Consider the following 16,733-nt stretch of genomic DNA (forward strand, 5'->3'; position numbering starts at 1 on the left):
CGACGCCGGACCCAGTGCGAGGAGCGGTTCCCATGGGCAACGAAGAAAAATTTCTCGAATACCTGAAGCGAGCCACGGCCGATCTGCGCAAGGCCCGGCGTCGGGTACGGGAACTGGAGGACCGCGACCACGAACCGGTGGCGATCGTCGGCATCGGCTGCCGGTTCCCGGGCGGGGTCGGCGACCCCGACGGGTTCTGGCAGCTCCTCGCGAGCGGCGTGGACGCGATCTCGGGCTTCCCGGTCGACCGTGGCTGGGACGCCCAGGGCGTCTACGGTGACACCCCCGAGTCGGGGGTGTCGACGACGCGTCAGGGCGGCTTCGTCTACGACGCGTCGGGATTCGACGCCGGGTTCTTCGGCATCAGCCCGCGTGAGGCGCTGGCGATGGACCCGCAGCAGCGGGTCCTGCTGGAGGCCTCCTGGGAAGCACTGGAACAGGCCGGGATCGACCCCGGCAGCCTGCGCGGCTCGGCCACCGGCGTGTTCGCCGGGGCCGGCTTCTCCGCGTACGGCGCCGGGGTGCCCGCCGCCGACGCCGAGGGCTACGTGGTCACCGGCAACGCCACCAGCGTGATCTCCGGCCGGGTCGCGTACACGCTGGGCCTGGAGGGCCCGGCGGTGACCGTGGACACGGCCTGCTCCTCCTCGCTGGTGGCGCTGCACCTCGCCGCCCAGGCGGTGCGCTCCGGCGAGTGCACGCTGGCCCTGGCCGGCGGCGTCACGGTGATGGCGGAGCCGGGGACCTTCGCCGAGTTCTCCCGGCAGGGCGGCCTCGCCTTCGACGGCCGCTGCAAGCCCTTCGCCGCCGCCGCCGACGGCACCGGCTGGGGCGAGGGCGTCGGCATGCTGGTCGTCGAGCGGCTGGCCGACGCCCGCCGCAACGGCCACCGGGTACTGGCGGTGGTGCGCGGCAGCGCGGTGAACCAGGACGGCGCCTCGAACGGCCTGACCGCGCCGAACGGCCCCTCGCAGCAGCGGGTGATCCGGGCCGCGCTGGCCAGCGCCAGGCTGTCCGCCACCGACGTCCAGGCGGTCGAGGCGCACGGTACCGGCACGGTGCTCGGCGACCCGATCGAGGCGCAGGCCCTGCTCGCCACCTACGGCCAGGACCGGCCCGAGGACCAGCCGCTGTGGCTGGGCTCGGTGAAGTCCAACATCGGCCACACCCAGGCCGCCGCCGGGGTCGCCGGGGTCATCAAGATGATCCTGGCCATGCAGCACGGCCTGCTGCCGCGCACCCTGCACGCCGAGGAGCCCTCCCCCTACGTGGACTGGTCGGCCGGACAGGTCCGGCTGCTGAACGAGCCGGTGCCGTGGCCCGCCGACGGGCAGCCGCGCCGGGCCGGGATCTCCGCCTTCGGCATCAGCGGCACCAACGCCCACGTCATCCTGGAGGAGCCGACCGCCCAGGCCCCTGCCGAGGACGCCACCGAGACCCCCGCGCAGGCCCCCGAGGCAGCCGCGCGGACCGAGGCCGAGACCGTCCGACTCCCGGTGCTGGCCGCCGGAACGGTCGGCTGGCTGGTGTCCGGCCAGAGCGCCGACGGGCTGCGCGCCCAGGCCTCGCGGCTGGCCGCGCACCTGGGCGCCCGCCCGGAGACCACCCCGGCCGACATCGCCTGGTCGCTGGCCACCACCCGCCCCGCGCTGGAGCACCGGGCCGTGGTGCTCGGCGACGACCGTGCCGACCTGGTCGCCGCGGTCTCCGCGCTGGCCGCCGCCGCCCCGTCGGCGGCGGTGGTGACCGGCGTCGCCGAGGTCGCCCGCCGGGTGGTCTTCGTCTTCCCCGGGCAGGGGTCGCAGTGGGTCGGTATGGGTCGGGAACTGGCTGCTGCCTCGCCGGTGTTCGCGGCCCGGTTGGCCGAGTGCGAGCAGGCGCTGGCACCGTACGTGGACTGGTCGCTGACCGGGGTGCTGGCCGGTGCCGAGGGGGCCCCCGGCTTCGACCGGGTCGACGTCGTGCAGCCGGTGCTGTGGGCGGTGATGGTCTCCCTCGCCGAACTCTGGCGCGCCGCCGGGGTCAGGCCGGACGCGGTGGTCGGGCACTCGCAGGGTGAGATCGCCGCCGCCGTGGTGGCCGGGATCCTGTCGCTGGAGGACGCCGCCAAGGTGGTGGCGCTGCGCAGCCGCGCCCTGATCGCGCTGTCCGGACGCGGCGGCATGCTGTCGGTCGCCGCGTCGCTGGACGCCGTCACTGCCCGGCTGGAGTCGGCCGGAGACCGGCTGTCGGTGGCGGCGGTCAACGGACCCGGCGCCACCGTCGTCTCCGGCGAGCCCGCCGCGCTGGCGGAACTCGCCGCCGACTTCGAGCGGGACGGCGTCCGCACCCGGCTGCTGCCGGTGGACTACGCCTCGCACGGCCCCCAGGTCGAGGACATCCGCGAGGAGGTGCTGCGGCTGCTCGACGGCATCGCCCCGCAACCCGCCCGGGTGCCGATGATCTCCGCGATGACCGGCGAGTACCTGACCGGCCCGGAGGCCGACGCCGGGTACTGGTACGCCAGCCTGCGCGCCACCGTCGAGTTCTCCCGCGCCGTCGAACTGCTCGGCCGGGCCGAGTACGGCGCCTTCGTCGAGGTGTCCGCGCACCCGGTGCTGACCACCGCGATCGCCGCCACCCTGGAGGGCGACCCGGCGGACGCCGCCGCGCTGACCGCCCCGGTGGTCTCCGGCACGCTGCGCCGCGACGACGGCGGCCCGGCCCGGCTGCTGGCGTCGCTGGCCGAGGTGCACACCCGGGGCGTGGCCGTGGACTGGCGCTCGGTGCTGACCGAGGGCGAGCGGATCGACCTGCCGACCTACGCGTTCCAGCGGCAGTACTTCTGGCCGAAGCCCGCCCCGGCCGGTTCCGGCCCCGCCGTCGGCCGGACCGACCCGGTCTCCGAGGGCGAGGCGCGGTTCTGGGCCGCCGTCGAGGCCGACGACATGGCCTCGCTGGCCGGTGCGCTCGCGGTCGAGGGCGGCTGGCCGTTCAGCGACGTGGTCCCGGCGATGGCCTCCTGGCGTCGCCGCGAGCGCGAGCGGTCGACGGTGGCCGACTGGCGCTACCGGGTGGTCTGGACGCCGGTCGCCGAGCCCGCCCCGACCGCGCTCTCCGGCACCTGGCTGCTGCTGACCCCGGCCGCCGGGCCCGCCGACGAGCGGACCGCCGCCGTACGGCAGGCGCTGTCCACCCGTGGCGCCGACGTGGTCACCCTGCCCACGGCACCGGACACGATCGACCGGCAGACCCTGGCCGAGCAGCTCGCGGCGGCGGTCGCGGCCGCCGCCGCGCCGGTGGCCGGGGTGGTCTCGCTGCTGGCCCTGGACGAGGCGCCGCTGGCCGAATGGCCGGTGGTGGCCGGGGGGCTGGCGGGCACGCTGGGCCTGGTGCAGGCGCTCGGCGACGCCGGGATCGCGGCCCCGCTGTGGCTGCTCACCCAGGGCGCGGTCGCCGCGGGCCCCGACGAGACCCTCACCAGCCCGATCCAGGCGCAGGTCTGGGGCCTGGGCCGGGTCGCCGGTCTGGAGCACCCGGACCGCTGGGGCGGTCTGGTCGACCTGCCGCCGGTGTTCGACGAACGGGCCGCCGAGCGCCTCGGCGCGGTACTGGCCGGATCCGCCGAGGACCAGCTGGTGATCAGGCCCGGCGGCGTCCGGGCCCGGCGCCTGGTCCGCGCGACCGGCCGCCGGACCGGCGCCGACCAGCCCTGGCGTACCAGCGGCAGCGTGCTGCTGACCGGCGCCAGCGGCGCGATCGGCCCGGACCTGGCCGCCTGGCTGGCCCAGTCGCAGGTGCCGCACGCGGTGCTCGCCAGCCGCCGGGGCCCGCTGACCCCCGGCGCCGCGGCCCTGGCCGCGAGCATGGCCGAGGCCGGTACCGCGGTGACCATGGCCGGTTGCGACGTGGCCGAGCGGGACCAGGTCGCCGGACTGCTGCGGTGGATCCCGACCGTGGCCGGACCGCTGTCGGTGGTGATCCACGCGGCGGTGGCGGTGGAACTGACCCCGCTGAAGGACACCGACGTCGCCGAACTGTCGCTCGCCTCCAGCGCCAAGGTCGCCGGAGCGGCCCACCTGGACGAGCTGACCGCCGACCTCGACCTCGACGCCTTCGTGCTGTTCTCCTCGATCACCGCCACCTGGGGCGTCAGCGACCACGGCACCTACGCCGCCGCCAACGCCTACCTGGACGCGCTCGCCGAGAACCGGCGCTCCCGGGGCCTGCCCGCGACCTCGGTGGCCTGGGGCGTCTGGGACTCCGGCGGCCGGTTCGCCGAGACCGCCCCGGCGGGGGAGGCGGAGCCGCCGGTCCACGCCGCCGAATGGCTGCCGCAGAGCCTGATCCCGGACCGGCTGCGCCGCCAGGGCCTGCGGCTGCTCGACCCGGACCGGGCACTCGCCGCGCTCAGCCAGGTGATGGCCGCCGACGAGACCGCGCTGGCCGTCGCCGACGTCGACTGGCCCCGCTTCTCCGCCGTGTTCAACGCCGCCCGCTCCTGGCGGCTGCTGGACGAGATACCCGAGGCCCGCCAACTGGTCGCCGAACCCGGCGCGGTGGCGGTCTCCGGCGAGGCCGCGGGCCTGCTCGCGCGGCTGCTCGGGGTGTCCGCGGCGCAGCGCGAGCGGATCGTCACCGAGCTGGTGCGCGACCACGCCGCCGCCGTCCTCGGACACAGCTCGCCGAGCGCCGTCCAGGCCGCCCGGGCCTTCCGGGACATGGGCTTCGACTCGCTGACCGCGGTGGAACTGCGCGGTCGGCTGAACCAGGCCACCGGCCTGCAACTGCCGTCCACCGTGGTCTTCGACTACCCGTCCCCGGTGGTGCTCGCCCGGCAGATCCTGACCCAGCTGATCGGCGCCTCGGCACTGGCGCCGGACGAGTCGCGGGTGACCCCGGTCTCCTCGGCCGACCCGGTGGTGATCGTCGGCATGGGCTGCCGCTTCCCCGGCGGCGCGGACAGCCCCGAGGCGCTGTGGCAGCTGCTGGCGACCGGCGCGGACGCGATCTCCGGCTTCCCGGCCGACCGCGGCTGGGACGCGCTGGACCTGCCCGGCGCGGGGGAGGCCGGGTACGCCCCCGAGGGCGGCTTCATCAGCGGGATGGCCGACTTCGACCCGGCGTTCTTCCGGATCAGCCCGCGCGAGGCGCTGGGCATGGACCCGCAGCAGCGGCTGCTGCTGGAGACCTCCTGGGAGGCGCTGGAGCGCGCCGGGATCGACCCGGTGGGCCTGCGCGGTTCGCTGACCGGCGTGTTCACCGGCGCGTCCTCCTCCGGCTACGCCGGTCAGGCGGGCTTCGGCGCCGGGGTGGCCGGTTCCGAGGGCCACCTGATGATCGGGAACCTGACCAGTGTGATCTCCGGCCGGGTCTCCTACACCCTGGGCCTGGAGGGCCCGGCGGTGACCGTCGACACCGCCTGCTCCTCGGCGCTGGTCGGGCTGCACCTGGCCGCGCAGGCGCTGCGCGGCGGCGAGTGCGACCTGGCGCTGGCCGGTGGCGTGATGGTGATCACCGACCCGACCGAGTTCATCGGCTTCTCCCAGCAGGGCGCGCTCGCCGCCGACGCCCGCTGCAAGGCCTTCTCCGCCGACGCCGACGGCATGAGCCTGTCCGAGGGCGTCGGCATCCTGGTCCTGGAACGGCTCTCGGACGCCCGCCGCAACGGCCACCCGGTGCTGGCCGTGGTGGCCGGCAGCGCGGTGAACCAGGACGGCGCCTCCAACGGCCTGTCCGCGCCGAACGGCCCCTCGCAGCAGCGGGTCATCCGGGCCGCCCTGGCCAGCGCCGGGCTGAAGCCGGGCGACGTCGACGTGATCGAGGCGCACGGCACCGGCACCGCGCTCGGCGACCCGATCGAGGCCCAGGCGATCCTGGCGACCTACGGCCAGGACCGGCCCGAGGACCGGCCGCTGTGGCTCGGCTCGGTGAAGTCCAACATCGGCCACGCCCAGCAGGCGGCGGGCGCGGCCGGGATCATCAAGATGGTCCTCGCGCTCCAGCACGGCCTGGTACCGGCCACCCTGCACGCCGAGCAGCCGACGCCGCACGTCGACTGGACCGCCGGACGGGTGCGGCTGCTCCAGCAGCCGCTGCCCTGGCCGGCCGACGGCAGGCCCCGCCGGGCCGCGGTGTCGGCCTTCGGGATCAGCGGCACCAACGCGCACTTCATCATCGAGGAGCCCCCGGTCGAACCCGCGCCGCCCGCCGGGACGCCGCTGCGGGCGGACGACGCCGAGCAGCCGCGGGTCCTCACCGACGGCGGGTCGGCCTGGCTGGTGTCCGGCCACACCCCGGCCGGTCTGACCGACCAGGCGCGGCGGCTGGCCGAGCGGCTGGACGCCGACCCGGGGCTCGACCCGGCCGACGTCGGCTGGTCGCTGGCCACCAGCCGGACCGCGCTGGAGCACCGCGCGGTGCTGCGCGGTCGCGACAGCGGGGAACTGCGGGCCGCGCTGGGCGCGCTGGCGGCCGGTGAGCCCTCCGCCGCGATCGTCACCGGCAGCGCCACCGCCGCCGGTCCCGTGGTCTTCGTCTTCCCCGGCCAGGGCGGCCAGTGGGCGGGCATGGGCCGCGAGTTGGCCGCCTCGTCGCCGGTGTTCGCGGCCCGGCTGGCCGAGTGCGCGCAGGCCCTGGCGCCCTACGTCGACTGGGACCTGGACCAGGTGCTGGCCGACCCGGACAGCCTGGCGCGGATGGACGTGGTGCACCCGGCGCTGTGGGCGGTGATGGTGTCGCTGGCGGCGGTGTGGGAGGCCGCGGGCGTCCGCCCGGACGCGGTGCTCGGGCACAGCCAGGGCGAGATCGCCGCCGCCTGCGTGGCCGGGGTGCTGTCGCTGTCCGACGGCGCGCGCGTGGTCGCCCGCCGCGGCCAGGCGATGACCGCGCTGGCCGGACAGGGCGGCGTGCTCTCGATCGCCGCCCCGCTGGAGGCGGTCGAGGCGCGGCTGCGGGCCGGGGACGGCCGGGTGACCGTGGCCACCGTCAACGGACCCGAGGCGGTCGCGGTCTCCGGCGCGGTGGACGCGCTGGAGGCGCTGGCCGCCGACTGCGAACGCGACGGCGTCCGGGCGAGGTTCGTGCCGATGGACTACGCGCCGCACGGACCCCAGGTGGAGGGCATCCGCGAGCCGGTGCTGACCGCGCTGGCGGGGATCACCCCCGGCCCCGCGGTGATCCCGATGGTCTCCGGGATGACCGCGGACTACCTCGACGGCATGGAGGCCGGTCCCGAGTACTGGTACGCGAGCCTGCGCGCCACCGTCCAGTTCGTCCGCGGCGTCGAGCGGCTGGGCCGCGACGGCTACGGCGTGTTCGTCGAGGTGTCGCCGCACCCGGTGCTGACCACCGGGATCGCCGCCACCCTGGAGCGCCTTGAGCTGGTACCCGTGGTCACCGGCACGCTGCGGCGCGAGGACGGCGGCCCGGACCGGCTGCTGGCCTCGCTGGCCGAGGTGCACGTCCACGGCGGCGCGGTCGACTGGCCCGCGATCCTGCCCGCCGGGTGCCGGGTCGACCTGCCGACCTACGCCTTCCAGCGGCAGCGCTACTGGCCGAAGCAGCTCACCGCCACCGCCGCCGGGGCGGGCGCCCTGGGCCTGGGCGCCGCCAACCACCCGCTGCTCGGCGCGGCGGTGGAGCTGGCCGACGGCCAGGGACTGCTGTTCACCGGACGGCTGTCGCTGCGGAACCAGACCTGGCTGGCCGACCACGCGATCGCCGGAACCGTGCTGCTGCCCGGTACCGCGTTCGTGGAACTCGCGGTCCGCGCCGGATACCAGGCGGGCTGCCCCCGGATCGAGGAACTGACCCTGGCCGCACCGCTGGTGCTGCCGCCCGACGGCGCGGTCCGGGTCCAGGTCGCCGTCGGCGCCCCGGACGAGCGCGGCCAGCGCACGGTCGAGGTGTACGGCCAGGCCGAGGCCGCCGGGGACGCGGGCTGGACCCGGCACGCCGCCGGGCTGCTCGCCCCGGCCGACCCGGCGGCCGCCGCCGCGCCCGACGACTTCCGGAGCTGGCCGCCGGAGGGCGCCGAACCGGTCGACCTCACCGGCCGCTACGAGGCCCAGGCCGCCGGGGGCTACGGGTTCGGGCCGATGTTCCGCGGCCTGCGCGCCGCCTGGCGGCGCGGCGGCGACATCTTCGCCGAGGTCGCCCTGCCCGAGGACGCCGCCGACGACGCGGCCGGGTTCGGCCTGCACCCCGCCCTGCTCGACTCCTCGCTGCACGCCGCCGGTCTGGCCGGGGACGCCTGGACCGGCCCCGGCACCGGCGCCGGTGAGGTGCTGCTGCCCTTCGCCTGGACCGGCCTGTCGCTCTACGCGGCCGGTGCCGCCCGGCTGCGGGTCCGGCTGCGGCAGGACGCCGACAGCGGCGGCATCTCGCTGCTCGCCACCGACACCACCGGCGCGCTGGTGCTGGCCGCCGACTCGCTGGTGCTCCGCCCGGTCGCCGCCGGGGCCCTGCGGACCGCCGGGAACGCCCTGGACGACGCCCTGTTCGCGGTCGAGTGGACGCCGGTCACCGGCACCGCCGCCCACCCGGACGCGGCCTGGGCCGTGATCGGCGCCGACCCGTTCGGCCTGGCCGCCGGGCTCACCGCGACCGGAGCCGAGCCGCGCGCCCACGCCGACCTGACCGCCCTGGCCGAGGCCGTCGCCGCCGGAGCGCCCGCTCCGGACCACGTCTTCACCGGCATCGACGGCCTCACCGGTACCGACGGGGCCGAACCGGCCGAGTCCGCCCGGCGGTTGACCGCGGCCGTGCTCGGCCTGCTCCAGCAGTGGCTGGCGCTGGACGCCCTGGCGTCGGCCCGGCTGGTCCTGGTCAGCCGCGGGGCGGTCGCCACCGAGGCCGGGGCGAGGGTGGCCGACCTGGCCGCCGCGGCCGCCTGGGGCCTGGTCCGCTCCGCGCAGTCGGAGAACCCGGACCGGCTGGTCCTGGCCGACCTGCCCGCCACCGGCGCCGACCCGCGGACCGACCCGGGGACCCTCGCCGCGCTCGCCGCCGCGCTGGGCTCCGGGGAGCCGGAACTCGCGCTCCGCGACCACACCGCGCGCGGACGGCGGCTGGTGCGCTCGACCACCCCGCCGCTGACCCCGCCGACCACCGGCCCCTGGCGCCTCGACGCCGCCGAGAAGGGCACCCTGGCCGGTCTGGCCCTGGTGCCGTACCCGGAGGCGAACGCGCCGCTGCGGGCCGGGGAGGCCCGGATCGCGGTCCGCGCGGTCGGCCTGAACTTCCGCGACGTGCTGATCGCGCTCGGCATGTACCCGGTCGACGCGCTGGTCGGCACCGAGATATCCGGCGTGGTCACCGAGACCGGCCCCGGCGTGAGCCACGTCGCCGTCGGCGACCGGGTGCTCGGGATGGCGGCCGGGGCCGCCGGTCCGCTCGCCGTGACCGAGGCCCGGCTGCTCACCCGGATGCCCGCGGACTGGTCCTTCGCCGACGCCGCCGCCGTCCCGATCGCCTACTCCACCTCCTGGTACGCGCTGGTCGACCTGGCCGCCGCGCGGCCCGGGCAGCGGCTGCTGGTGCACGCCGCCGCGGGCGGCGTCGGCACGGCGGCGGTCGCCGTCGCCCAGCACCTGGGCCTCGACGTCTACGCCACCGCCAGCCCGGCCAAGTGGGGCGTGCTGCGGGCGATGGGCCTGGCCGACGACCACATCGCCTCCTCCCGCACCGCCGGGTTCGAGGCCGCCTTCCTGGCCGCCACCGGCGGCGAGGGCATGGACATCGTGCTCAACGCGCTGGCCGGGGAGCTCACCGACGCCTCGCTACGGCTGCTGCCGCGCGGCGGCGCGTTCCTGGAGATGGGCAAGACCGACGTCCGCGACCAGGCCGAACTCGCCCGCGAGCACCCGGGCGTGGCCTACCACGCCTTCGTCACCGGCGAGGCCGCCCCGGCGCGGCTGACCGCGATCCTGGCCGAGACCACCGCGCTGGTCGCCGACGGCGCCCTGGCGACGCTGCCGACCCAGGTCTGGGACGTGCGCCGGGCGCCGGAGGCGTTCCGGTTCATGAGCCAGGCCCGGCACGTCGGCAAGATCGTGCTGACCGTCCCGCCGGACCCGGCCGCCGCCCGCGAACCCGGCACGGTGCTGATCACCGGCGGTACCGGAACCCTGGGCGGCCTGGTCGCCCGGCACCTGGCCGCCACCGGCCGCGCCGACCGGGCGGTGCTGACCAGCCGCTCCGGACCGGCGGCCCGGGGCGCCGCCGCGCTCGCCGCCGACCTGGCCGAGGCCGGAATCGGGGTGCGGATCACCGCCGCCGACGCCGCCGACCGGGCCGAGCTCGCCGCGGTACTGGCCGCGGCGCGCGCCGACGGGCGGCTGACCGGGGTGGTGCACACCGCCGGTGTCCTCGACGACGGCGTGATCGAGTCGCTGACCCCGGCCAGGACCGACGCGGTGCTGCGGCCCAAGGCCGACGCCGGGTGGAACCTGCACCTGCTCACCCAGGGCCTGGACCTGGACGTGTTCGTGCTGTTCTCGGCCGGTGCGGCCACCTTCGGCGCCGCCGGACAGGGCAACTACGCCGCCGGGAACGCCTTCCTGGACGCGCTGGCCGCGCACCGGCTCGCCGCCGGGCTGCCCGCCGTCTCGCTGGCCTGGGGCCTGTGGGCCGACGCCAGCGGCATGACCGAGAACCTCAGCGCCCAGGACGTGCACCGGATCGCCCAGGGCGGTGTCGGCGCGCTCAGCGCCGAACAGGGGCTCGGACTGCTGGAGTTGGCGCTCACCCGGGACGACGCCCTACTGGTCCCGGCCCGGATCGACCTCGCCGGGATCCGCGCGCAGGCCGCCCTCGGCGCCGAACTCGCGCCGCTGTGGCGGGCGTTGACCGGCGGCCCGGCCCGGCCGCCGAGGGCCGCCGACGCCGGTGCGCGCGGCGGCTCGGCCGCCGAGGCGCTCCGCGCCCAGCTGGCCGAACGCCCGGCTGCGGACCGTGACCGGCTGCTGCTGGACCTGGTCCGCGGCCATGTCGCGGCGGTCCTCGGGCACGCCTCGCCGGACGCGGTCGAGCCCCGCCGGGCCTTCCGCGAGCTCGGCTTCGACTCGCTGACCTCGGTCGAGCTGCGCAACCGGCTCTCCACCGCCACCGGCCTGCGGCTCCCGGCCACCGTGGTCTTCGACCACCCGTCGTCCTCGGCCCTGGCCGAGCACCTGCGCGGCCGACTGCTCGGCGAGGGCGCGCTGGTGACGGCCGCTCCGGCGGTGGCCGCGGCGGTCGGCGAGCCGATCGCGATCGTCGCCATGAGCTGCCGCTTCCCCGGCGACGTACGGGACCCGGAAGGGTTCTGGGAGCTGCTGGCGGCGGGCACCGACGCGATCTCCCCGCTGCCGCGCGACCGCGGCTGGGACGCCGCCCGGCTGGCCGACCAGGACCCCGACCAGGCCGGGAGCGTGAGCACCGGCCAGGGCGGATTCATCAGCGGCGCCACCGACTTCGACCCGGACTTCTTCGGCATCAGCCCGCGCGAGGCGCTGGCGATGGACCCGCAGCAGCGGCTGCTGATGGAGACCTCCTGGGAGGCGCTGGAGCGGGCCGGGCTCGACCCGGCCACCCTGCGCGGCTCCGCCACCGGCGTCTACGTGGGCGCGGCCTTCTCCGGCTACGGCGCCGGACTCCCGGCCGAACTGGCCGGGCACATGATGACCGGCACCGCCGCCAGCGTCATGTCCGGGCGGATCTCGTACACCCTGGGCCTGGAAGGGCCCGCCGTCACCGTCGACACCGCCTGCTCCTCCTCGCTGGTGGCGCTGCACCTGGCCACCGCCGCGCTGCGGGCCGGGGAGTGCACCATGGCGCTGGCCGGTGGCGCCACCGTCATGGCCACCCCCGGCGGCCTGGTCAGCTTCTCGCAGCAGCAGGCGCTGGCCCACGACGGACGCTGCAAGGCGTTCTCGACCTCGGCCGACGGCATGGGCATGGCCGAGGGCGTCGGCATGCTGGTCATCGAGCGGCTCTCGGACGCCCAGCGGAACGGGCACCCGGTGCTCGCCGTGATCCGCGGCAGCGCGATGAACCAGGACGGCGCCTCCAACGGCCTGACCGCGCCGAACGGCCCCTCCCAGCAACGCGTCATCCGGGCCGCGCTCGCCAACGCCCGGCTGTCCCCGGCCGAGGTCGACGTGATCGAGGCCCACGGCACCGGCACCGAACTCGGCGACCCGATCGAGGCGCAGGCGCTGCTGTCCACCTACGGACAGGACCGCCCGGACGGGCAGCCGCTGTGGCTCGGCTCGGTGAAGACCAACATCGGGCACACCCAGTGCGCCGCCGGTGCGGCCGGCGTGATGAAGATGGTGCTGGCGCTCCAGCACCAGGAGCTGCCGCGCAGCCTGTACGCCGAGCGGCCGTCCACCCACGTGGACTGGACCGAGGGCGACATCCAGCTGCTCGCCGAGGCCAGGCCCTGGCCGGTCGGCGAGCGGGTCCGGCGGGCCGGCGTGTCCTCCTTCGGGATCAGCGGCACCAACGTGCACCTGCTGATCGAGGAGGCCCCGGAACCGGTCGCGGTGACCCGCGCCGGGACCGGCGCGCTGCCGGTGCTCACCGGATCCACCACCGCCTGGCCGGTGTCCGGCCGGACGGGAGCCGGGCTGGCCCGGCAGGCGGCCCGGCTGGGCGAACTGGTCGCCGCGCGCCCCGACCTGGACGCCGAGGACGTCGCCTGGTCGCTGGCCACCACCCGCTCGGTGTTCGAACACCGGGCCGTGGTCACCGGCCGCGACCGGAAGGAACTGCTGGCGGGCCTGTCCGCGGTGGCCGGGGGACTGCCCGCCGCCGGAGTCGTCTCCGGGCTGGTCCCGGTCGGCGGCGGAACCGGCCGGGTGGTGTTCGTCTTCCCCGGCCAGGGCTCGCAGTGGGCCGGGATGGGACGCGAACTGGCGGCCTCGTCGCCGGTGTTCGCGGCCCGGCTGGCCGAGTGCGGCCAGGCCCTGGCCCCGTACACGGACTGGTCGCTGGACGAGGTCGTCCACGGCCGCGACGGCGCGCCGGGCCTGGACCGGGTGGACGTGGTGCAGCCGGTGCTCTGGGCGGTGATGGTCTCGCTGGCCGCCTTCTGGCAGGCCGCCGGGGTCGAGCCGGACGCCGTCGTCGGCCACTCGCAGGGCGAGATCGCCGCCGCCGTGGTCGCCGGGATCCTGACCCTGGAGGACGCGGCCCGGATCGTGGCGCTGCGCAGCCGCGCGCTGACCGCCCTGTCCGGCCGCGGCGGGATGCTCTCCATCGCCGAGTCCGCCGACGCGGTCGCCGCCCGGGCCCGGGCCTGGGACGGCTGGGTGTCGGTGGCGGCCGTCAACGGCCCCGGCGCCACCGTCCTGTCCGGCGACACCGAGGCGCTGGAGGTGCTGCTCGCCGACTGCGAGCGCGACGGCGTCCGGGCCAGGATGCTGCCGGTGGACTACGCCTCGCACGGTCCCCAGGTGGACGAGCTGCGCGAGGAGATCCTCACACTGCTGGACGGCGTGGCGCCGCGGCCCGCGCGGGTGCCGATGGTGTCCGCGATGACCGGCGAGTTCCTCGAAGGCCCGGAACTGGACGCCGGGTACTGGTACGCGAGCCTGCGGGCCCCGGTGGAGTTCTCCCGCGCGGTCGAGGTACTCGGCCGGGCCGGGCACGGGGTGTTCGTCGAGACCTCCGCCCACCCGGTGCTGACCGCCCCGGTCACCGCCACCCTCGAAGGCCTGCCCGGCGTCGCCGACCCGGTGGTCACCGGGACCCTGCGCCGCGAGGACGGCGGCCCGGCCCGGGCGCTGGCCTCCCTCGCTGAGGCGCACGTGCGCGGCGTGGCCGTCGACTGGACGGCGGTGCTGGCCGAGGCCGAGCGGGTGCAACTGCCGACCTACGCCTTCGCCGCGCAGCGCTTCTGGCCCGCCCCGGTCGGCGCCGCGACCGGCGACGTCAGCTCCGCCGGTCTCGACCCGGTCGGCCACCCGCTGCTCGGCGCCAGCGTCCAACTCGCCGAGGGCGAGGGACTGGTGGTCACCGGACGGCTGTCGCTGCGGGCCCAGCCCTGGCTGGCCGACTACGCGGTCGCCGGGACCGTGGTGCTGCCGGGCACGGCGCTCGCCGAACTCGCCGTGGTCGCCGGTCACCAGGCCGGTTGCCCGCGGATCGAGAAGCTGACGCTGACCGCGCCGCTGGTGCTGTCCGCCGACCACCCGACCCAGGTGCAGATCACCCTCGGCGCGGCCGAGGACGGGCAGCAGCCCGACCACCGCACGGTGCAGATCTACGCCCGCGCCGAGACCCCGGCCGACCCGGCGAACCCCGCCGACGAGGCCCCCGCCTGGACCTGGCACGCCAGCGGCGTGCTCGCCCCGGCCCGCCCGGCCGAGTCCGGGTCGGCCCGGGAGTTCCTGGTCTGGCCGCCCGCCGACGCCGAACCGCTCGACCTGACCGGCCTCGCCGACGCCCAGACCGCCACCGGACTGGACTACGGCCCGGCCTTCCGCGGCCTGCGGGCGGCCTGGCGGCAGGGCGACGACGTCCTCGCCGAGGTCGCGCTGCCGGAACCGGCCGCCGCCGAGGCGGGGGTCTTCGGACTCCACCCGGCCCTGCTCGACGCCGCCTTCCAGGCCGCCGCGCTCCACCCGGAGCAGCACCGGGACCCGAGCCGCCCGGCGGGCGAGACCCGGATCCCGTTCTCCTGGACCGATGTCTCGGTGTACGCGCCGGGGGCCTCCCGGCTGCGGGTCCGGCTGCGCCCCGGCGCCGACGGCTGGTCGCTGACGGCGGCGGACGGCACCGGCGCTCCGGTCGCCTCGGTCGGCGCGCTGGTGCTGCGACCGGTGACCGCCGCTCAGCTGCGGATCGCCGGGAACACCCTGCGCGACGCCCTGTTCGGGCTGACCTGGGCGCCCGTGCCCGACCCCACCGTCGCGGTCACCGGCCCGTGGGCGGTGGCCGGGACCGACACCGTCGGCCTCGGCGCCGGACTGCGCGCGGTCGGCGCCACCGTGACCGACCACCCGGACCTGGCCGCGCTCGCCGCCGCCGTCGACTCCGGCGCACCCGTCCCGCAGTTCGTCGTCGTCTGCCCGCAGACCGCGGCGCGGGCCGACGAGCGTCCGGGCGACGCCGTCCGCCGGACCACCGGGGCGGTCGACGCCCTGGTCCGGCAGTGGCTGGCGGTGGACGCGCTGAGCGGGGCCCGGCTGGTCCTGGTGACCCGGGGCGCGGTCGCGACCGGCCCGGAGCAGCCCGCGCCCGAGCTGACCGGGGCGGCGGTCTGGGGCCTGGTCCGCGCGGCCCAGGCCGGCCACCCCGGCCGCCTGGTCCTGGCCGACCTGCCCGCCGAGGAGCAGGACGGCGCCGCCGACCGGCTCAGCATGCTGGCCGCGTCGCTGACCTCGGACGAACCGGAACTCGCCCTGCGCGGCGACACCGTGTACGGACGTCGGCTGACCCGCCCGACCGGCGGTGTCGTCCCGACCGAGCCGCCCGCCGAGCGCACCCCCGGCACCGTCCTGGTCACCGGCGGACCGGGAACGGCGGCGGCCCGCGCCGCCCGCCACCTGGCCGCCAGCGGCCGGGCCGCGGCGGTGACCGTGGCCACCGCGACCGGACCGGCCGCCCCCGGCGCCGCCGACCTCGCCGCCGCGCTGGCCACCGCCGGGGCCGACGTCCGGATCGCCGCGCACGACCTGGCCGCCCCCACGGGCGACTGGTCCGCGCTGCTGGCCGGACACCCGGGGGCGCCGCTGACGACGGTGCTGCACCAGGGCGACGACGACACCCCGACCGCGCCCGACGCGGCCTGGAACCTGCACCGGCTCACCGCCGGTCTCGACCTGGACGCCTTCGTCCTGTACTCCACCCTCGCCGCCGCCCTCGGCAGCCCCGGGGCCGGTGACCGGGCCGGTGGCCCGCGCGGCGCCCAGGCGGGATTCCTGCAGGCACTGGCCGCCCAGCGGCAGGCGGCCGGGCTCCCGGCCGTCGCGCTCGCCTGGGGACCGCCGACCCGCGCCGAACAACCGTCCGCGCTGCCCGAGTTGGCCGCGCTGGCCGAGTTGGCCGAGGGCGACGCGCTGGCGCTGCTCGACCTGGTCCTGGAACGCGACGAGGCGGTCCTGGTACCGGCCCGGCTGAACCTGGGCCGACTGCGCGCCCCGGCCGACGCCGGAGCGGGCCGGGAACCGGCCCCGATCTGGCGCGGCCTGGTCGGGACGGTGACCGCGACCGAGACCGAGGCGGACCACTCCGAGGTGGCCGAGGCCCTGCGCGGGCAACTGGCGACGCTGTCGCCGGAGGACCAGGAGCGGACCCTGCTCACCCTGGTCCGGGCGCACGTCGCCGCCGTCCTCGGCCAGGGCTCGCCCGAGGCCATCGAGCCGCGCCGGGCCTTCAGCGACCTCGGCTTCGACTCGATGATCGCGGTCGAGCTGCGGAACCGGCTGAACGCCGCGACCGGGCTGAAACTGCCCGCCACGGTCGTCTTCGACTACCCCACCACGGCCGCGGTGGCCGAGTACCTGCGCGAGAGCCTGGTGCTCGACGGCGCGGGCGGCGCGGACGCCGAGGAGGAGACGCTGCGGCGGATCCTGGCCACCACCGCGATCTCCCGCTTCCGCGACGCCGGAATCCTGGACGCCCTGCTCCGGCTGGCCGACCCCGACAGCGCGACCCCGGAGTCCGACGGCGACAGCCGCGCGGAGGACATCGACGGGCTCGACGCCGAGAGCCTGGTCCGGATGGCGCTGGACTCCGAAAGCACCGACTACTGATGCCCTGCG

General features: G+C 77.1%; 1 protein-coding gene. It reads left to right on the forward strand.

The window, feature by feature from the left end; translation table 11 throughout:
* The first annotated feature begins 32 nt into the window (after positions 1-32).
* Positions 33-16,724, forward strand: coding sequence for a type I polyketide synthase (locus tag GXP74_RS17815; RefSeq protein WP_182452453.1), 16,692 nt, complete (start codon positions 33-35; stop codon positions 16,722-16,724).
* Positions 16,725-16,733: the final 9 nt, after the last annotated feature.

It is taken from the genome of Streptacidiphilus sp. P02-A3a, assembly GCF_014084105.1.
Lineage (GTDB): Bacteria > Actinomycetota > Actinomycetes > Streptomycetales > Streptomycetaceae > Streptacidiphilus.